We start from the raw sequence: 19387 nt of genomic DNA, 5'->3' as shown, positions 1-19387 counted from the left end.
GCACCGGCTCGTCCTCGTCGGTTCCCCTCCCGCCCGGAAAGAACGGTCAGTACCCATGAGTACCTTCGAGCAGCCCCCCATCACGCGTATCCGGAGGGCGCGTGTCCGGAACCGGGAGAGCTTCGTCGCAGCGCTTCCGTGGATCGGGCCGGTACTGATCCTGATCTTCGGCGTCGTCGTGTTCCCTGCCGCCTACATGATCTACAACTCCACCCGGCGGATCAGCCAGGCGGGAACGAACATCGAAGGCGTGGGGTTCGCGAACTTCAGCCGGGTACTTGCCGATCCCAACCTCCCCCGGATCCTGCTGAACACGGTCGTATGGGTCACGGTGGTCGTGACCCTCACCGTCATCCTCTCGCTCGCGCTCGCCAGTTTCCTCAACAAGCCCTTTCCCGGCCGGACGCTGGTGAGGATGGCGGTCGTGGTCCCCTGGGCCGCGAGTGTGGTCATGACGACCACGGTGTTCTACTACGGGCTGGACCGTGACTACGGCATCATGAACACCTTCCTCGTCGACATCGGGATACTCGACAGCCCCTACGGCTTCACGAAGAACGTCACGGCGGCCCTGGGCGCGGCGATCGTCGTCGGCATCTTCGTCTCCATCCCCTTCACCACCTACACGCTGCTCGCGGGTCTGCAGGCGGTCCCGGCGGATATCCTCGAAGCGGCGAAGATGGACGGCGCAGGCAGGGTGCGCACGTACTTCCTGGTGATCCTGCCGCAACTGCGCAGTGCGCTTGCGGTGGCGGTACTCATCAATGTCATCAATGTCTTCAACAATCTGCCGATCCTGCGCATCATGACCGGGTCGATCCCCGGCTACGACGCCGACACCCTGATGACCTACATCTTCAAGGTCCTCCAGTTCGACCGGCGTCTGGACCTCGCAAGCGCACTGAGTGTGCTCAACTTCGCCATCGTGATCGTCATAGTCGCGGCGTACGTGAAGATCGTCAAACCGATGAAAGAGGACTGAGATGGCCATTGCAGCACCACCGGAGGTTCCTGCGTCGGCACCCTCGACCAGCCGCGCCCGGAAGTACGGCGCCGACGGCGTCACCCGGAAGTGGATGGTGACGCGCGTCGTCGTGGGGATACTGATCATCGTCGTCTTCCTCGTCCCGTACCTCATCATGCTCGTCGGGTCGCTGAAGACCCGATCGGAGATCCTCGCCGTGCCTCCCCGCTACCTCCCGCAGGACGGACTGCAGGTCGGCAATTACCTCACCATGTGGTCGACCCCCGAGACCCCGCTGCCGTACAACTTCATCTCCACGGTGATCATCGCGGTGTTCGCGACCCTGCTCGTCCTGCTCGTCGCCACACCCGCGGCCTACTACACTGCTCGCTTCAGTTTCCCCGGCAAGTGGGCGTTCCTGTTCCTCGTCATCGTGACGCAGATGCTCCAGCCGGCCGTTCTCACGGCAGGGCTCTTCCGGCAGATGCTCGTGCTCGACCTCAACGACACCTGGCTCGCCATGATCCTGATCAATGCGGCCTTCAACCTGTCCTTCGCGCTGTGGATCATGCACAGTTTCTTCGCCGGGATCCCGAAGGAAGTCGACGAGGCAGCCCAGCTCGACGGGGCGAGCCGACTGAGCGTGCTCTTCCGGATCAATCTGCCGCTCGTCTGGCCGGGCATCGTCACCGCCATCATCTTCACCTTCGTGGCCTCGTGGAATGAATTCGCCGCCAGCCTGGTCATCATGTCGACCGCGGAGAACCAGCCGCTCTCCGTCGCCCTCACCAAGTTCATCGGCCAGTACGCGACGAGCTGGCAGTACGTCTTCGGGCTGTCGATCGTCGCGATCGTCCCGGTGATCATCCTGTTCGCCCTCATCGAGAAGAGACTCATCGGAGGACTCACCGCTGGATCCGTCAAGTAGTGCACCCGCTGCTGCCGAGTGCGGCGGCGCGTCCGCTCGAGCCGGATCACGATCACCGGCGTCGCTCCCGTCCGCTTCCCCGCTCCCGGGTCAGCAGTCCGCGTGGTCCGCCCGGCACTCCTCGCAGAACACGGCGTCCGATTCCTCGCCACAGCATTGGCATTTGTGCTCCGAGTACGTCATGAACGCACAGTAGATCCGCGACGATGCCTCCTGCATGAGTAGTGACTACCTGTTCCTCGTCGGCACCACGTGCTCCGACGATTTTTCTCTTTCTGCGTTCCTGAACCCATCCGCCGGCGTCGATCACCCGAATGAGCTGTGAGACATCGTCACGATGTGTTCCACCGCACGTCACGGGCCGCCGGCAGCCGCCGGGTCGCATCTATGGAGGAAATGAACATGGCAACCACACAGCGCAGGAATCTCTCGATCCTCGGAATCGCCGCAATCTCGATGCTCGGCCTTGCAGGCTGCGGTGGGGACGACACGGCATCCGATGCCGCCGAGACCAGCATGGCCAGCGAGACCAGCATGGCTCCGGAGACCTCCATGGCTCCCGAGAGCAGCATGCCAACGGAGACCGGGATGGCCGGCATGGAGCCGTCGGCCTCCGCCGACGCCATGATGGATCCCGCAGCGAACCTCGTGGGCCCGGGCTGCGATGACTATGCAGCCGAGAATCCGGAAGGTGATGCCTCCGTTGACGGGATGGCACTCGCTCCCGTCGCCGATGCAGCGTCCAACAATCCGATCCTCAGCCAGCTCACGGCCGCCATCTCCGGTGGCATCAATCCCGATGTCGATCTCGTCGACACCCTCAACAGCGGCGAGTTCACGGTCTTCGCTCCGGTCGACTCGGCCTTCGAGGCACTGCCGGAAGAGACCGTCACGGAACTGGAGACCGACACCGAGGGCCTGAACAACATCCTGACGTACCACGTCGTCGAGGGCATGATCCAGCCCGCCGACATAGAGGGAACCACCCAGACCACACTCCAGGGCGAGGATGTCGAGGTCAGCGGTTCCGGGGACGAGCTCATGGTCAATGATGCCAGTGTCGTCTGCGGAGGCGTCCAGACCTCCAATGCCGTCGTCTACCTCATCGACGCGGTTCTGATGCCCCCCACGAGCTAGTCCACCGGTTTCCCTGGTCCGAACCTCTAACGCGGTCCAGGGATGTATGACGAACCCCCTCATCCGCGCGAAGAGGGGGTTCGTCGTCGGACGGACCCCTGCGTCGCAGGGCTGAATGATCAGAGCCATCACCTACACTGGGGTCTTCAGCCACCATGCCCATCGGAGAATCCGCCCGTGAACACTGCTGCCGCGCGCTGTCCCGGGCACCGTGCGGGGCGTTCCCCGGGCCGGGTCCTGACCGGAGCCGCGCTGGTTGCCTCCCTCGCCCTCGTGTCGTGCACCGCGGCGGAGGTCTCGCCGCAGCCGGTCGCCAGCAGCTCGGCCGCAGGCGATCCGGGAACCTTCACGTTCGGTGCGGCCGCTGATCCGTTCACCCTCGATCCCGCGCTCGCGAACGACACCGAGTCGTACCGCGTGACACGCCAGCTGATGGAGGGCCTGGTCGGCGTCGACCCGCTCACCTCCGAGCCCACGCCCCTCCTCGCCGAGTCATGGGAAGAGCGCGACAGCGGTCGGACGTACGAGTTCACACTCCGGGAGGACGTTCTCTTCCAGGACGGAGAACCCTTCGATGCAGCTGCCGTCTGCGCGAACTTCGATCGCTGGTACACCCTGCCCCCTGCTGCCCGGCAGGATGGACCGCTGCTGGCCTTCGAGAGAGTCTTCAGGGCATTCTCGGACCAGCCCGAGCTGAGCCTCTACGAGGGGTGCACGGCGACATCGCAGTACACGCTCACCCTCCAGCTCGCCCGCCGAACGACCTCGTTGATCCCTGCGCTGGCTGCCCCTGGCTTCGCCATGGGCTCCCCCGCCGCCTTCACCGCGAACCGGACGGGGGAGCTGAACCCGAGCAGGAGCGGCGTTCCCACCTCGGGATTCGCCACAGCGCCGGTGGGCACCGGACCGTTCGAACTCGTGTCCTGGCAACCCGGTGAGGTGCGACTCGACTCCTTCGACGGTTACTGGGGCGAGCGCGGCGAGGTGGACCGCGTGGTCTTCACCACCATCCCCGATGCAAACTCACGCGCACGTGCCCTCACCTCCGGGCGCATCGATGGCTACGACTTCATCTCCGTCGACAGCGCCGTGGACCTGGCCCGCAACGGCTTCCAGTTCCTCCAGCGGGATCCTTACTCGGTGCTGTATCTCGGGATGAACCAGGACTTCCCCGGTGTGGACGACCCGCTCTTCCGCCAGGCCGTGGCGCACGCGATCGACAAGCCGGCGCTCATCGAGGGCCGGTTCCTCGACGGGACGAGGAGCACCGCGCAGTTCCTTCCCGAGAAGCTCGGTATCAGCACTGAGACCGTCACCGACTACTCCTATGATCCCGAGCTCGCCAGGGACCTGCTCGACGACGCCGGTTACGACGGCAGGGAGCTTCCCTTCTACTACCCGCGCTCCGTTTCCCGGCCCTACCTGCCCTCGCCCGAGAAGGCATACGCCGAGCTGAGCAGGCAGCTCGTGGCGGCGGGCTTCAACATCCGGCCGGTGCCGATCGACTGGGGCGAGGGGTACGTCGACGCCGTCCAGCAGCCGGGCGACCGGGCGTTCCACCTCCTGGGCTGGAGTGGCACCTATCAGGATCCGGACAACTTCACCGGCGATCTCTTCGGCACCTACAGCGACGAGTTCGCCTACGACGACCCACAGCTGGTGAGCAAGATCACCCGCGCGCGCGGTCTTCCTGCCGGCCAGGAGCGCCGGGATGCCTATGCCGACATCAGCGCGCAGATCTCCGACCGGCTTCCCGCCGTACCGCTGGCCCTGCCCGTGTCCGCTCTGGCGATGAGTCCACGCGTTCTGAGCTACCCCGTGAGTCCCGTCATGCACGAGGTCTTCAACAGGATCGATCTTGCCGACGTGGAACCGGAACCGGCGCCCTCCGGGTGAGACCCGCCGCTGTGCTCCGTGGCCTGCTCACGGGGTGCATGGGATGATTTAAACAAGGTCACCGCCAGAGGCTACGCTTTGTCTGCTAGTACCTCGTGACTGGAGAGACTCTTGATCAAGAACAAGCAGGGCACCCCCGCCAGGACAACCGACGTCGTCCTGATCGGCGGCGGCATCATGAGCGCCACACTCGGGTCCTTCCTCCGTCAGCTCCAGCCCGAGTGGGACATCTCCCTGTTCGAACGGCTCGACGTCGTCGGCCTCGAGAGCTCCGACCCCTGGAACAACGCGGGTACCGGGCACTCCGCACTGTGTGAGCTGAACTACTCCCCCGCCGGTCCGGACGGCTCCGTGGATCCCGCCAAGGCCGTCGCCATCAACGAGCAGTTCCAGGTCTCACGCCAGTTCTGGAGCCACATGGTGTCCGAGGGACACGTGGGCGATCCCCGTACCTTCATCAACCAGGTCCCCCACATGAGCTTCGTCTGGGGTCAGGCGAACGCGGACTACCTGCGCAGACGCCACGAGGCGCTCAAGCCGCAACCGCTGTTCAGCACGATGGAGTTCAGCGAGGACCAGGACACCATCGCCGGGTGGGCTCCGCTGCTGATGAAGGGACGCAACCCGTCGCAGCCGGTTGCGGCCTCCCGTGTGGAGGGCGGCACCGACGTCGACTTCGGCTCCCTCACACGCCAGCTCACCAGCTACCTGGAGGGGACGGGCGTCGATCTCCACTTCGGCTTCGACGTGCTCGACGTCGAGCGTGCCTCCGACGGACGCTGGGACGTGAAGGTCAAGGACAGGGCCTCGGGCGAGACCACCACGGTCACCACCAGGTTCCTCTTCATCGGCGCCGGTGGGGGCGCCCTCCACCTGTTGCAGCGCAGTGGCATCCCGGAGGGCAAGGGATTCGCGGGCTTCCCCGTCTCGGGTCAGTTCCTGCGCAGCACGAATCCCGGGATCGTCGATCAGCATGATGCGAAGGTGTACGGGCAGGCGTCCGTCGGGGCTCCCCCGATGTCCGTACCGCACCTGGACACGCGCTTTGTGAACGGCGAGCGCTCCCTCCTCTTCGGCCCCTACGCCGGTTTCTCCACCAAGTTCCTGAAGGAGGGCTCGTACCTCGATCTTCCCGGGTCCATCCGTCCGTCGAACCTCGTCCCCATGCTCGCGGTCGCCAAGGACAATGTGGCCCTCACGAAGTACCTGGTCACCGAGGTGCTCAAGAACCGCGACGCGAAGAACGAGGCCCTCAACGCGTTCATCCCGTCGGCGGACGGCGACGAGTGGGAACTGATCACCGCCGGCCAGCGTGTACAGGTCATCAAGAAGGCGCCCGGGAAGGGCGGCATCCTGCAGTTCGGCACCGAGGTCATCACCTCCTCGGACGGATCGGTGGGCGCCCTGCTCGGCGCCTCGCCGGGAGCCTCCACGGCCGCACCGATCATGGTGGAACTCCTGAAGCGATGCTTCCCCCGCAACTTCTCCGCCTGGGAGCCCAAGCTCAAGGAGATGCTGCCCGGGTACGGCGTCAAACTCAACGACAATCGGAGCCTGGCCGCAGAAGTCCAGTCGCTGACCAATTCGGTCCTCAAACTCAAGTAACTCGCGGCGGAGCCGGCCAGGCCACCGTCAGCACCTAAGGCAGGTTCCTCTTGTTCCGTCTGGCTCAGCTATCCCTTGCCAATCGCGCCCTGATCGCGCTCATCACGATCCTGGCGTCGGTCTTCGGGTTCATCACGCTCGGGTCACTCAAACAGGAACTCATCCCCTCACTGGAGTTCCCCCAGATCACGGTGCTCTCCACCGTGACAGGAGCATCGCCGGAATACCTCGACCAGCAGGTCAGCGAACCGCTGGAGGCCGCGCTCAGCGGAGTGGAGGGTCTTGAATCCTCGACGTCGACGTCCCGCACCAGCGTCTCGACGGTCAATCTCGTCTTCGTGTACGGAACGGACCTGGACCGGGCACGCGCCCAGGTGGACCGGGCCATCTCGGCTGTCCGGCCGGCACTGCCCGACGGCGTCGAGCCCCAGTCACTGGCGGGCAGCGTCAACGACCTGCCCATCGTCTTCATGGCCGTGTCCTCGGACGAGTCCCTCAGCGAGCTCAACGGCGACCTCGCGCGGCTCACGGTCCCCCGCCTGCAGAAGATCGAGGGCGTCAGAACCGCGGACATCTCCGGCGGCAGCACCCAGCACGTCGCGATCCTGCCCCGTGACGGCGCCCTCGAGGACGCGGGACTGACCGTCGGTGATCTCACCAGCACGCTCGAGGACAACGGTGCTCTGTTCCCGGTAGGTACCCTCGAGGACGACCCCCGCTCCCTGACCATCCAGGCGGGCAGCCGGATCGGGTCGCTGGAGGACATCGCGGCGCTGCCGGTCCTGCCCGCGGAATCGGGGAGTCCCTCCGGCGACGCCGGCACGCCGCCGGCCGCGCCCGACACGGGTACCCCGGACTCCCCAGCGGTGCCGCCGTCCGGGGTACCCGAGCTCCCGGCAGATCCCGAGCCCGCACCCGCGCCCGCACCGATCGTGACGATCGGCGAGGTCGCCGACGTGTCGCTGGCCGACGATGCCCCCACCTCGATCACGCGTACCAACGGCGTCGAGACCCTCGCACTGACCGTGACGAAGGTGCCCGACGGCGACACCGTGCAGATCTCCCAGCAGATCACGGACCTCGTCCCCGAGCTCGAGGCGGAGCTCGGCAACGCTGCCGACATCACGGTGGTCTTCGACCAGGCGCCGTTCATCGAGAGCAGCATCGACGACCTGACGACGGAGGGGATCCTCGGGCTCGGTTTCGCCGTGCTCGTGATCCTCATCTTTCTGCTCTCGGTACGCTCCACGATCGTCACCGCGATCTCGATCCCCCTGTCCCTGCTCATCACATTCATCGGGCTCTCCGTCGCGGGCTATTCGCTGAATCTGCTCACGCTCGGGGCGCTGACCATCGCCATCGGCCGTGTCGTCGACGACTCGATCGTGGTGATCGAGAACATCAAGCGCCACCTCGGATACGGGGAGGAGAAGCGGCAGGCCATCCTCACCGCGGTCCGCGAGGTCGCCGGCGCCATCACCGCGTCGACGCTGACCACCGTGGCCGTCTTCGCGCCCATCGGTTTCGTGGGCGGCCTGGCCGGCGAGCTCTTCCGGCCCTTCGCGGTGACCACGGGCATAGCACTGCTGGCCTCGCTCGCGGTCTCCCTGACCATCATCCCGGTACTGGCGTACTGGATCCTGCCGCGGACATCCTCCCCGCGGTCGACCTCCTCCCCTGCAGAAGCGCCCGCAGCATCGGCGGAACCGGCCGCAGCGACAGCGGTATCGGCCTCGCATCATGGGCGCCACTCCGCCGACGCCCAGGACGACGGGGCCCACGAGGCAGCGCCCGCGGACCGGCCGTCCGTGCTCCAGCGCGGATATCTGCCGATCCTGACCACGACCCAGCGCCACCCCGTCATCACCCTGGTCGCGGCACTGATCGTCCTCGGCGCCACGGCAGCAATGGTGCCGTTCCTGCCGACGAACCTCCTGGGCGGGTCCGGACAGAACTCCCTGTCCATCACGCAGCGACTCCCGGCAGGATCCAGTCTCGCGACCACGGAGGAGGCGGCGAGCCGGACGGAGGAGATCCTGGCGGATGATCCGCAGGTCCAGGACGTGCAGCTGACCATCGGCAACGCCCAGGGTGGTTTCGCCGCCCAGTTCTCGAGCGGGTCGTCCGTCGCATCCTTCACCGTCATCACGGACGAGGAGGCCGACCAGGAAGCGCTGCAGGACTCGATCCGCGCGGAACTCGACGAGCTCGAGGGAGCCGGTGAGATCACGGTGGCGGGCCAGGAGGGCGGCCTGGGCATCGCGAGCACCATCGACATCGACATCACCGCCCCCGACCCCGATTCCCTCGACGCCGCCAATGCCGCCGTCCTCGAGGGAATGGAAGGCCTCGACGGCACCGGAGAGATCACGAGCAACCTCTCGGCGGCCCAGCCCCAGGTCCAGATCGACGTCGATCGTGCGGCAGCCGTCGAAGCCGGCCTGACCGAGGGACAGATCGCAGCACTGCTCGGAGGGAGCATCAGCCCCATTCCGGCCGGGAGCGTCCGCTTCAACGCCGACGACTTCCCGGTCCTGGTCGGCGAGGGCACGGAGATCACGAGCCTGGAGCAGTTGCGCACGCTCCAGCTGCCTACAGCCCAGGGGCCCATTCCCCTCACGGATGTCGCCTCGGTCGAGGAGGTCGAGGTTCCGCTCACGATCACCAGCTCCGACGGTGAGCGCACCGCACGGGTATCGATCACTCCCGTCGACGACGACCTCGGCACGCTGTCGACCGCCGTGACGGACCGGCTCGAGGGCATCGACCTGCCCGACGGCGCCGAAGCCACCGTCGGCGGGGCGACGGCCGAGCAGGCCGAGTCCTTCGGGCAGTTGTTCCTCGCGCTCTGGGCTGCCATCGCCATTGTCTACGTGATCATGGTGGCGACCTTCAAGAGCCTGGTGCAGCCGCTGATCCTGCTGGTGTCCATCCCGTTCGCCGCGACGGGTGCGATCGCACTGCTGCTGATCACGGGGATCCCGCTCGGTCTTCCGTCGCTGATCGGCATGCTGATGCTCGTCGGTATCGTGGTCACCAACGCGATCGTGCTCATCGACCTGATCAACCAGTACCGGCTGCCGCGGGACGGTGTCCCCGGACTGCGGGTCGCGGAGGCCATCCGCGAGGGAGCACGGCGCAGGCTGCGCCCCATCCTGATGACGGCCCTCGCCACGATCTTCGCGCTCATCCCGATGGCACTGGGACTGACCGGTGAGGGTGGATTCATCTCCCGGCCGCTGGCCGTCGTCGTCATCGGGGGGCTCATCTCGTCGACGGCGCTGACGCTGATCCTCGTTCCGGTGCTCTACAGGCTCGTGGAGGGCCGCCGCGAGGACCGTGCCCTGCGACGCACTGCCGCCGGTGCGGCCTGACGAAGCGGATCGAAGGAGGAGGATGTCGGACATGGTGGTTGAACCGGACAGTCCGAAGGACGGTACGCCGTCGGTGCGCCAGTCGGCGGAGACCTGGGAGTCGCTCTTCAGGGCACAGGTGTCCCTGATGCGCCGCATCCGGCAGGACCCCGCGTTCGGTGAGCTTCCGATCGCCGAGTACGACGTCCTGTTCAATCTGACCCGCCGTCCCGCCGGCTGGACCCGCCTGAACGAACTGAACAATCACCTGCTGATCAGCCAGCCGAGTCTGAGCAGGATGGTCGATCGCCTGGAGGCCAAGAACCTGCTGCAGAAGCGGCCGGCCCGGAGCGATCAGCGCGGGGTCGAGGTGGCCCTGACGGATGAAGGACGAGCACTGCAGCGACGCATCGGATCCGCCCACGTGCATCGTATCCAGGAGGTGCTGGGTCCGATCCTGGACGCCGGCGAGATGGAAGAACTGAAGTCGCTGACCGACAGGATCAGCGCGCGCCTGGGCCGGTGACGATCGACGTGCAGCGGCTCCCCGCCCGACCCTATGCTGGTACGGGCGGCGTTCCTCGACGTCGGGCGGGCAGCACCCGTCCGGGCAGGGCGTGCCAGGCGAGAGGAATTCGATGAGTGGCTTCACAGCGGATGCGATCGGCGACCTGACCGGCATGCGGGTGGTGGTCACCGGCGCCAACAGCGGTCTCGGGCTCCAGACCTCGATCGGGCTCGCCCGCGCCGGAGCGCAGGTGGTGCTTGCCTGCCGCGACGAACAGCGCGGACGCGAGGCCGAGAAACGCGTGCGCGCCCGGACCGGCAGCGATCAGGTCGAGATGCGCATCCTCGACCTGGCGAGCCTGGCATCCATCAGGGAGTTCGCCGCCGCTTTCAGCGGACCACTCCACGTACTGGTGAACAACGCCGGCATCATGGCGACACCCAAGGGCACGACCTCCGACGGTTTCGAACTGCAGTTCGGCACCAATCATCTGGGACACTTCGCTCTGACCGGGCTCCTGCTCGAGCACCTGCGGGAGGCCGGATCGGCGCGCGTCGTGACGCTGTCCAGCCTCGCCCACAAGCGCGGCCGGATCGACTTCGACGATCTGCAGTCGGAGCATGGCTACCGGCGCTGGAAGGCCTACGGGCAGAGCAAGATCGCCAATCTGTACTTCATGGTCGAACTCGACCGGCGCGCGCGGGACGCGGGATGGGAGCTGACCTCCGTGGCCGCACACCCTGGCGTGGCCAACACGAATCTGACCGCGGGCATGAACACTCCGGCCGTGTTCGACGTCGTCGGTAACCTCTTCAAGCGGTTGACGCAGTCCGACGCCGCCGGGGCGTTGCCGACGCTCTACGCGGCCACCTCACCGGAGGTCCACGGCGGAGACTACTACGGTCCCTCCGGTCCCGGTGAGACGCGCGGCGCCCCGCGCCTGGTGGCACCGGCCACGCGCGTCCTCGATCGCGACATCGCCGTGCGGCTGTGGAACCGGAGCGTCGAACTGACCGGTGTGGACTACGCGGCCCTGCAGCCGGCGGGGTGAGTGTGTCCGGCAGCGCACCGACGCCGGGGTCCTGCTCCGACATGGTGCAGGCACGAGGCGGGCGAGGCGTCCCGCCGGCCCTACGATGAGGGCATGGATCATCACCCCGTACACACTGTGGAGGGCAACGACCCCCAGCTGACCATGTCACGCAGCGACGCCCCCGACGCTCTCCCGGCACCACCGGTGCTGCTCCTGCACGGCTTCGGGTCGTCGTCGGAGCAGAACTGGGTGGACACGGGGTGGGTGCGGATCCTCAACGAGGCGGGCCGGAACGTGCTCATGATCGATCTCCCGGCGCACGGCGCCAGCGCGGCGCCCGCCGATGCCGGCGCCTACACGCCGAGCCGGATGCGCGCGGACATCCTCCAGATGCTGGCCGACGAGCGCGTGCGACCGCTTCGTGAAAACGAGCCGTCCTCCGGCGTGGACGTGATCGGCTACTCGCTCGGTTCGCGGCTTGCCTGGGAGTTCGGTGCCACCCAACCGGAGTTCGTCCGGCGCATGGTGCTCGGTGGGCCGGGTGCGGGCGACCCGCTCGCGACGTTCGACCTGGCAGGTGCCGAGCGCTTCCTTGCCGGGGGGCCCGAGCCCGACGACGGGATCACCGTGGATCTGCTGCGGATGGCCCGGCTGGGACCGGACAATGATCTGCCCTCGCTCCTGGCTATGGTCTCGGCGATCAAGACCGAGCCGTTCGACCCGCATCATGCCGTGCCGGGGATGCCGGTGCTCCTGGTCGCCGGCGACCAGGACCCGTACGCTCTCGGTCTGGACGACCTCGTTCAGTCGGCTCCGGACGCCAGGATCATGACCCTTCCGGGCAGGACCCACGCCAGCGCGATCACCTCGAGGACCTTCAAGCTCGCTGCGCTCGACTTCCTCGCGTAGCGGGCTACGTTCCCGACGACGGACTCCGCCGACTACTGCTCGGAGCCGCCCTCGTCCTCCTCGGGGTTGAAGTGGCTCGGTTCGTCGCTCGAGGCTGCGGCAACGCCGTCGTCGCTGACGGGGATGGTGCCCTCGGGCCCCGTCCCGTCCGGCTCGTTCCCCTCCGGCCTGTCCGCGTCGTCCTCGCCCTGGTGCTGTGTGCCTTCGGTACTCATGTCGCCTCCCGCATCGTGTCCTTCTGCACTGTGAATCCGCATCGATCCTATGCTCCTGACATGGGGATGGACAGCCACTGCTCAGCTCAGTCGCGGGAGACCTTCCTGAGCGCGACGGCTGCCACGCCGCCGAGCAGGAGCAGGGCTGCTGCTGCTCCGAGTGGCACGATCGAGGCGGCCGCGGCGCCGGAGGTCTCGGCGAGCGCTCCCGCCAGACCGGCGCCGAGGGCAGTGCCGGCGACGATCCCGCTCGCGAGCATCGTCATGACGGTGCCCAGTCCGGTGGGCGGAGCGACCACCGAACCGATCGAGAAGATCGTGACCATGGTCGGTCCGACAAAGATCCCCAGGACGAACAGCACCACCATCATGCCGATGATCCCGCCCGGGAGGGCGAGTGCCGAGGCCGCCGCGGTCATCCCGACGGCCGAGACGATCCAGCGCCGCGTGTGGGCGAACCTCTCGGGCCAGTACGCCACCGAGAGCGCCGCGAACGCCGAGCTCAGCGCCAGGGTGGCGTAGACCAGGCCCGCGGACTCGGCGGCGTCGAACTGCCCCAGGAACGCTGTGAGGAACGTCTGCGTGGAACCGAAGAACGTTCCCATCGCCAGCATGCCGGCCACCGGCAGCAGCACGAACACCGTGCGGACACGCCTGGACGCCGCGCTCGAAACCTCGGGATCGTCGGTGTCATCGTCATGGGACGGGCTCGACCGCGCGTCGCTGTGCAGGACCGTGGGGTGGACGGCGAAGGCGCTCACGAGGGTGATCGTGAGGACCGCGGCGACGGCGAGGGGCAGCCACGGAGCTATCAGGCTCGCGAGCAGACCCACGAGCGCGGGCCCGAGGACGAAAGTGAGCTCATCCGCGGTCCCCTCGTAGGACAGGGCGGTGTCCAGCACGGTGCGTGGACGGCGCCGCGTCATGGCCATCCAGCGCACCCGGGCCAGGGGGCCGATCTGCGGGCAGGTGAACCCCATCGCGAACGCCGAGACCAGGACCACAGCGAGCGCACCGGAGCTGAAGTCCTCGGTCAGCAGGGTCACGACCACGAGGGCGGCGATACCCAGCGTGTTCAGGACTGCCGAGACCAGCAGGACGCTGCGCTGGCCCAGCCTGTCGGCGAGGAACCCGAGCAGTGGTGCTCCCAGCGCGGAGCCGAGGCCGACGGCGCCGGCCGCGAACCCACCGGCGGCGTAGGAGCCACTGGCGGTGGTGACCAGCGTCAGAGCGCCGACGGTGAGCATCGCCAGCGGAAGCCTGGCGAAGAAGCCGATGACGAGGAAGGAGGACCCTGCGAGTCGGGGCAGAACGCCGAACCTGCCGAGGCGCGAACGCCGGACAGGTGCTGTATCCCGTCCCCTCGGATCAGGGGTCGGGTGCTCGGAGGAGACTGGTGAAGGATTCTTGTACATGTGCTTTCCGGGTCCATTCGACGCGCATCGTCCCTCCTCCCGATGCGCCCGACCCGTAGCATCCCAAGTTTACACCCGGGCCGGTTCGTCCACGAGACGAAGAACCGATCCCTGCCGTCCCTTCACGACCTGCAGTTGCGCACCGATGCGCTGCTTCATCTCGGGTACGTGGCTGACCAGCCCCACCACCCGGCCGCCGCTGCGCAGACCCTCGAGAGCATCCATGACCTGCTCGAGTGCCTGCTCGTCGAGGGACCCGAAACCCTCGTCGATGAAGAGCGTCTCGATGTCCAGGCCCCCCGCCTCCTGCTGCACCACGTCGGCGAGCCCGAGGGCGAGGGCGAGGGAGGCCATGAAGGATTCTCCCCCCGAGAGCGTGGAGGTGTCCCGCCTGCTGCCCGTCCATCCGTCGATCACGTTCAGCCCGAGACCGGATCTCCTGTTGCCCGCCCGTGCGTCGCTGTGGACGAGCTGGTAGCGCCCGTCCGACATCTCCACGAGCCGCTCGGTGGCGGCCGCTGCCACCTGCTCCAGGCGTGAGGCGAGGACGTAGGTCGCCAGCGGCATCCTGTAGGCGTTCTCCCCGGCGCCGCGTGCTGTCTCCGCCACCGCACTGACGAGGCGGGCCCGTTCGCGGAGGGGGCCGACCGCCCGTTCGAGGTCTGCGAGCCGGCGCGAGTACGCCTCGAGCTGCGTCACCGAGTGCGCCAGGACCTCTGCACTGATACCGGCCTGCTGCGCCCGTGCGCGCTGGTCGTCGGCGCTGTCCGCGGCGACTCTCTCCTCCTCGTCGGTCGGCGCCCGCAGACCCGCCTGCTCCTCGGCGAGAGCCTCGCGCACCGCGTCGTCGTCCCATGCCGCGTCGAGGCGGTGCCCGGTGACCTCGTGCTCCCTGATCGATCGTTCGATCCGGTCACGGTGCTCCACCGCCAGAAGCGCGGTGCGAGCCTCGTCGACGGAGTCGAACAGGGTCTCGCGCAGGGCCTCCTCGAGCCGCCGGCGCGAGGCTGCGTGATCGGCGCGGGCGCGGCTCAGTGTCTCCTCCGCGTACCGGAGCGCGGCCAGGTCCTCCGAAGCGCCCTGGACGTCCTCGATCCGGTGGGCCAGGGAAGGCGCACCTGCCAGGAGTCCGGCGCGGCGTAGCTCCAGTTCGGCCTCCAGCTCCTGCAGCGAGGAGCGGCGTGACCCTGCATCGTTCCGTCGCTCGCGCAGGTCCTCGACTTCGGCTGCCCGCTGTTCGGCCTCCTGCGTGAGCCGCTCCACGTTCTCCTCGACCACCGCGGACCGGGCATCCGCGGCCTCGGCCTCGTCCAGCCGCCGCTCCGCGGCCCGGGTTGCCTCCGCCGCCTGCTCGGGGGTGAGCTCGCCGATGGCCGCTCCGAACTCCGCGAGCTGGAGCAGCACGGACTCGCGCACGTCCCGCGCCGCGTGCATCGCGGCCTCCGCGTCGTCCTGATCCCTGCGTGCGGACTGCTCCTGATCCAGCGTGACCCTTTCCCCGCCGGACGAGGACACGGGGTCCGGGTGGTCCGGACTGCCGCAGACCGGACACGGCTCGCCGTCCACGAGGTGCTCCGCCAGTTCATCCGCTGCCTGTTCGAGCCTGCGCTGGAGGATCGACAGCCAGTGCTGCTTGAGGGTCAGGAAGTGCTCGGACGCCTCCCGGAAACGCTCGTCGGCTGCAGTGCGGCGTAGTTGCGCCGACCGATGGTCCTGTACCGCCTGCTCGGCGGCGGTTGCGGCGTCCCGCTCGGCACGCAGCCGAGGGACGCCCTCGGCTGCCCTGCGGAGAGGGACGAGACTGTCGAGATCGCTCGCGCGCCGGCGCTGGACGAGGGCCAGCGCCTCGGTGGTGTCCCGGACCCGATCATCGAGATCATCGATACTCGAACCCAGTGTCCGGATCTCGGAGCGGATCCCGAGCAGCCGCTGCTCGTCGGGAAGCGCCGCCCGCAGGACGGCCAGCGCAGCAGCCGAGGCGGCACAGGCCCCGGTCAGTGCTTCACCGGAGAGCTCCGGGGCGCCCGGCCCAGCGGGATCCGCCTCGAGGTACTTCAGAGCAGTGCCATTGTCGCGGGTCCGTTCGAGGGCGGCAGCGTGTGCTGCAGCGGCATGCTCGACGCCCGCTCTCATCTCCTCGTCGAGGCGCAGATCAGCGGCGAGCGACTGCGCCCTGTCATGACGGCGCAGGGCCTCACTCATCGTCGCGATCCCCGCCGCCTGCTGATCCTGCTCACGCTGCTGCTGCCGAAGAGAGCTGAGCAACCCGTGGCGCGTGCGTCTGCCGCAAAGCGAGGCCAGAGCGCCGTCGGCGAGCACACTCTGTTCCTGGAGAGCCATGTGCTCCTCGGCGACGGTGTCCCGTCGGCTCCGCACCGCAGCCACGAGGGCGTCCATGGACGCCGCCCGGTCGGTCGGCGAGTCGACGTCCGTGGACACCGTTTCGGCATCGGTTGCGAGACCATGGCGTTCTGCCTCGTCGACCGCGCGCTGCAGCAGTCGATCCAGCCTGCCCTCCTGCTCTGCGACGTCACGTGAGAGCCGAAGACTCTGCTCCGCGAACAATCGCTCGAGGTCCTCGAAGCGCGTCGTCGAGAACAGTCGCTGCAGCAGCTCCCTCCTGGAGGTGGCGTCGGCGCGCAGGAAGGCCGCGAACTCTCCCTGGGGGAGCATCACCACCTTGGTGAACTGCTCCTTGTCCATGCCCAGGACCGACTGCAGCGCAAGTCCCGCCTCGTCGTTCCGGGTGGATCTGTCCACCCAGCGGGTCCCGACGAGTTCACTGAGGAGCGTCCGGGCCTGCTCCGTGGTCGTGCCGCTCCCCCGCCGTGACGGCCGCTCCCAGGCGGGTGAGCGGGTCACCCGGAAGCGACGATCGGCGGTGGAGAACTCGAGCATGACCTCGGGCGCGACCGACGCGGCAGCGTGATCGCTCCTGAGCCGCTTGGCGCCCTGGCGCACGCCGGGTACCGATCCGTACAGGGCGAAGCAGACGGCGTCGAGCACGCTCGATTTCCCCGCGCCCGTGGGACCGTTGAGGAGGAACAGGCCCTGGCTCGAGAGCGCGTCGAAGTCCACCTGCTGGCGGTCGGCGAACGGCCCGAAGGCCTGGAGCTCGAGGTGGTGGAGTCTCACGGGAGGATCACCTGGCTCTCGTGCGCCAGACTCAGCGCGGTGTCGACCGTCGAGCGGATCAGGGCGACTTCCTCGGTGGAGGCCTTCCTGCCGCGCACGTGCTCCAGGAAACCGCTGCAGATCTCGGCGTCGTCCCGTGCATCGGCGATGCGCCGACCGTAGCTGCGGGCATCCGGAGCCGCGCCGCCCTCGGGCGCGAACGCCAGCACGAGGGTATCGGGGAAGCGTTCCCTCAGGCGCTCCATGGCACGCGCCGGGCGCTCGGGGTCGGTCAGCGTGATGTGGCAGTACGCGTTCCGTGCCCACTCCAGGTCCTCGCGCACCAGCACCTCGGCCAGTGTTCCACGCAGGACCGCCAGGGCACGCGCGGCCGGCCAGTGCACGGAGCGGACCGCGGTGATGCCCTCGGCCCCGACGTCGAGGAGCCAGCCTCCCTTGTCCTGATGCACCTCGGAGAAGGAATAGGCCAGGGGAGAACCCGCATAGCGCACCGTCTCCGAGAGCTGCTGCCGACCGTGCAGATGGCCGAGGGCCGCGTAGTCGAAGCCGTCGAAGAGCTCCACGGGAACAGCTCCCAGCCCGCCGATGGCCAGGTCGCGTTCGCTGTCGGAGCCCGCTCCCCCGGCCGCGAAGCAATGCGCCATGACGATCGACACGATTCGGCCCTCTCCGCCCCTGGACCGCACATCGGTACGGACCGACTCGAGTGCGGCGCCGATGACGGCGGTATGCGTCGGGTTCTTGGCCTGCAGGGTTCCGGCCACCATACGGGGTTCCAGGTACGGCACGCCGTAGACGGCCAGTTCGGCCTCGGGGCCGAGCGGGAACGTCACCGGGCGTGCGGCATCCTCGAGGCGGGTCCGCAGGTGGACTCCGCCCCGGGCGAGGATGCGCCCTCCGAAACCGAGTCGTGTGGCCGAGTCGTGGTTGCCGCTGCTGATCACGATCTGCGCGCCGGCACCCGTCAATCGTTCCAGCGCGTCATCGAACAGGGCGACGACGTCGACGGCCGGCAGCGCGCGGTCGTACACGTCCCCGGCCACGAGAACGACGTCGACCTGCTCCTCGCGCACCGTCTTCTCCAGATTGTCGATGAAGATCCGCTGCGCATCGAGCATGCCCGTGCCGTGGAACGAGCGGCCCAGGTGCCAGTCCGACGTGTGGAGGATCCTCATGCATTTCACGCTACCGCCGCTCCATGACATTCGCGGAACCAGGGCCCCGGGACCGGCAGGCTCCCTAGACTGAGGAGGTGACCAACCACAGCCGGGCGGACAGCACCGCCACCACCGATCAGGGCGCGGCCGAGCCGGCGCCGACCAGCTACGAGGACCGGGTCCTGGGATGTCTCCTCGGGATCATGGCAGGAGACGCCTACGGGCTGCTCCACACCACGGGCGGTGATCCCCGTGCTGCGTTCGTGGATCCGGCTCCGCTCGCGGTCTCCGATGCCACCTCCCTGACGCTCTACAGCACCGACGGCCTGATCGAGGCCCTCGAGTGGGCCAACGACGGCGTCGCCGCCGACGAGACGGCCTGCCTGTGGCTCGCGTACCTGCGCTGGCTGGACCACCAGGGCGAACATCCTCCGGCCAGTGCTCCCGCGCCGCCGCCACGGTGGCTGGACCTGCAGCCCGATCTGCCGCCTGCGGAGCACCCGGACCAGGACACGGTCCGCGCACTTCTCTCGGGCGAGATGGGCACGCGGGCCCGGCCCCTGAATGCGGGGTCGACCGGACCGGGGGCCCTGATGCGCTCGGCCCCCTTCGGCCTCGTCCCGCGCATCCCCGCGACCATGGTCGAGCGGCTCACGCTCGACGCCGCAGCACTCACCCACGGCGGCACCGGGGCCACGGAGCCCGCCGCGGCCTACAGCGGCATCATCCGTTCCCTCGTCATCGAGGGCGGATCCCTCACCGCAGCACTCGGTGACCGTGCCCCTGACGGTCCCGGTCCGACACGCGATGCAGCCGCTCCCGCAGGACCTGCGGCAGCACCGACAGCGGCCGGGACGCTGGCTGCCGCCCTGCAGGCCGTACGGGAGGGCACGGCGGCGACGGACTCTCCCGATGAGCAGATGGCGACGGCGCTCGCCCGGGCCGTCGCTCCCGGCGCCGCGGATGCCTCACCTGTCATAGCGGCATCGCTGACCGGCGGTGTCCTGGGTGCTCTCCACGGAACCGCGGCGCTGCCGTCCGCGTACCTCTCCTCCCCCGGCACACCCGAGGTCGTCCGCACGATGGCGCGGAAGCTTCTGGCCGCGACGACGGGCACCTGAGTGCACCGGGG

At 68.2% G+C, this 19387-nt stretch carries 14 protein-coding genes; 10 read left to right on the top strand and 4 right to left on the bottom strand.

Translation table 11 applies throughout. The annotated features are described in order from the left end of the window. Window positions 1–55 precede the first annotated feature (55 nt). The 9 genes from E8P82_RS09600 (at window position 56) to E8P82_RS09560 (ending at window position 12333) form a co-directional block, all read left to right on the top strand. Window positions 56–982, top strand: coding sequence for a carbohydrate ABC transporter permease (locus E8P82_RS09600; RefSeq protein WP_136454408.1), 927 nt, complete (start codon window positions 56–58; stop codon window positions 980–982). 1 nt (window position 983) lies between these two features. Then, window positions 984–1892 carry a carbohydrate ABC transporter permease gene (locus E8P82_RS09595; RefSeq protein WP_211096846.1) on the top strand — a complete coding sequence of 303 codons (909 nt, stop codon included), beginning with the start codon at window positions 984–986 and terminating at the stop codon, window positions 1890–1892. A 402-nt stretch (window positions 1893–2294) separates the two neighbouring features. Next, the gene (locus E8P82_RS09590) at window positions 2295–3029 is read left to right on the top strand and encodes a fasciclin domain-containing protein (RefSeq protein ID WP_136454405.1); all 735 of its coding nucleotides are present in this window, start codon (window positions 2295–2297) and stop codon (window positions 3027–3029) included. A gap of 177 nt (window positions 3030–3206) precedes the next feature. Next, on the top strand, window positions 3207–4925 hold the full coding sequence (locus E8P82_RS09585) for an ABC transporter substrate-binding protein (RefSeq protein WP_246021178.1): 1719 nt from the start codon (window positions 3207–3209) through the stop codon (window positions 4923–4925). Window positions 4926–5036: 111 nt separating this feature from the next. Continuing rightward, the gene (locus E8P82_RS09580) at window positions 5037–6530 is read left to right on the top strand and encodes a malate:quinone oxidoreductase (protein WP_281275789.1); all 1494 of its coding nucleotides are present in this window, start codon (window positions 5037–5039) and stop codon (window positions 6528–6530) included. A 50-nt stretch (window positions 6531–6580) separates the two neighbouring features. Continuing rightward, a complete protein-coding gene (locus tag E8P82_RS09575) occupies window positions 6581–9904 on the top strand; it encodes an efflux RND transporter permease subunit (RefSeq protein ID WP_136454402.1) in 3324 nt (1107 codons plus the stop codon). Between the two features lie 31 nt (window positions 9905–9935). Continuing rightward, window positions 9936–10409 carry a MarR family winged helix-turn-helix transcriptional regulator gene (locus tag E8P82_RS09570; protein WP_136454399.1) on the top strand — a complete coding sequence of 158 codons (474 nt, stop codon included), beginning with the start codon at window positions 9936–9938 and terminating at the stop codon, window positions 10407–10409. Window positions 10410–10521: 112 nt separating this feature from the next. Then, window positions 10522–11442, top strand: a complete 921-nt coding sequence (locus E8P82_RS09565; RefSeq protein WP_136454398.1) for an oxidoreductase — start codon at window positions 10522–10524, stop codon at window positions 11440–11442. A gap of 93 nt (window positions 11443–11535) precedes the next feature. After that, window positions 11536–12333 (top strand): alpha/beta fold hydrolase, encoded by a 798-nt coding sequence (locus tag E8P82_RS09560; protein WP_136454395.1) that lies wholly within the window; start codon window positions 11536–11538, stop codon window positions 12331–12333. Between the two features lie 32 nt (window positions 12334–12365). Here the strand turns inward: E8P82_RS09560 and E8P82_RS09555 are convergent, their stop codons facing one another. The 4 genes from E8P82_RS09555 to E8P82_RS09540 form a co-directional block, all read right to left on the bottom strand. Then, a complete protein-coding gene (locus tag E8P82_RS09555; RefSeq protein ID WP_136454392.1) occupies window positions 12366–12548 on the bottom strand; it encodes a hypothetical protein in 183 nt (60 codons plus the stop codon). 86 nt (window positions 12549–12634) lie between these two features. Continuing rightward, a complete protein-coding gene (locus tag E8P82_RS09550; protein WP_136454390.1) occupies window positions 12635–13963 on the bottom strand; it encodes an MFS transporter in 1329 nt (442 codons plus the stop codon). Between the two features lie 69 nt (window positions 13964–14032). Continuing rightward, entirely contained in the window at window positions 14033–17098 is a 3066-nt protein-coding gene (locus E8P82_RS09545) for an AAA family ATPase (protein WP_168796540.1), read from the bottom strand. Continuing rightward, window positions 17095–18273 (bottom strand): exonuclease SbcCD subunit D, encoded by a 1179-nt coding sequence (locus E8P82_RS09540; RefSeq protein WP_136454386.1) that lies wholly within the window; start codon window positions 18271–18273, stop codon window positions 17095–17097. The genes E8P82_RS09545 and E8P82_RS09540 overlap by 4 nt, the downstream gene beginning before the upstream one ends. Before the next feature lie 77 nt (window positions 18274–18350). On the opposite strand from E8P82_RS09540, the gene E8P82_RS09535 reads away from it, so the two are divergent. Beyond that, window positions 18351–19376, top strand: coding sequence for an ADP-ribosylglycohydrolase family protein (locus tag E8P82_RS09535; RefSeq protein ID WP_136454383.1), 1026 nt, complete (start codon window positions 18351–18353; stop codon window positions 19374–19376). Window positions 19377–19387 lie beyond the last annotated feature (11 nt).

Origin of the sequence: Arthrobacter echini (assembly GCF_004803505.1) — a bacterium.
Lineage (GTDB): Bacteria > Actinomycetota > Actinomycetes > Actinomycetales > Micrococcaceae > Arthrobacter_D > Arthrobacter_D echini.
The sequence above is the reverse complement of the archived record's forward strand: the minus strand, read 5'-3'. Positions and strand labels throughout refer to the sequence as shown.

Coding starts and splice junctions, on each gene's coding strand:
- E8P82_RS09560 (WP_136454395.1), top strand. CDS start 11,536: ATGGATCATCACCCCGTACACACTGTGGAGGGCAACGACCCCCAGCTG.
- E8P82_RS09540 (WP_136454386.1), bottom strand. CDS start 18,273: ATGAGGATCCTCCACACGTCGGACTGGCACCTGGGCCGCTCGTTCCAC.
- E8P82_RS09550 (WP_136454390.1), bottom strand. CDS start 13,963: ATGTACAAGAATCCTTCACCAGTCTCCTCCGAGCACCCGACCCCTGAT.
- E8P82_RS09565 (WP_136454398.1), top strand. CDS start 10,522: ATGAGTGGCTTCACAGCGGATGCGATCGGCGACCTGACCGGCATGCGG.
- E8P82_RS09570 (WP_136454399.1), top strand. CDS start 9,936: ATGGTGGTTGAACCGGACAGTCCGAAGGACGGTACGCCGTCGGTGCGC.
- E8P82_RS09600 (WP_136454408.1), top strand. CDS start 56: ATGAGTACCTTCGAGCAGCCCCCCATCACGCGTATCCGGAGGGCGCGT.
- E8P82_RS09595 (WP_211096846.1), top strand. CDS start 984: ATGGCCATTGCAGCACCACCGGAGGTTCCTGCGTCGGCACCCTCGACC.
- E8P82_RS09555 (WP_136454392.1), bottom strand. CDS start 12,548: ATGAGTACCGAAGGCACACAGCACCAGGGCGAGGACGACGCGGACAGG.
- E8P82_RS09590 (WP_136454405.1), top strand. CDS start 2,295: ATGGCAACCACACAGCGCAGGAATCTCTCGATCCTCGGAATCGCCGCA.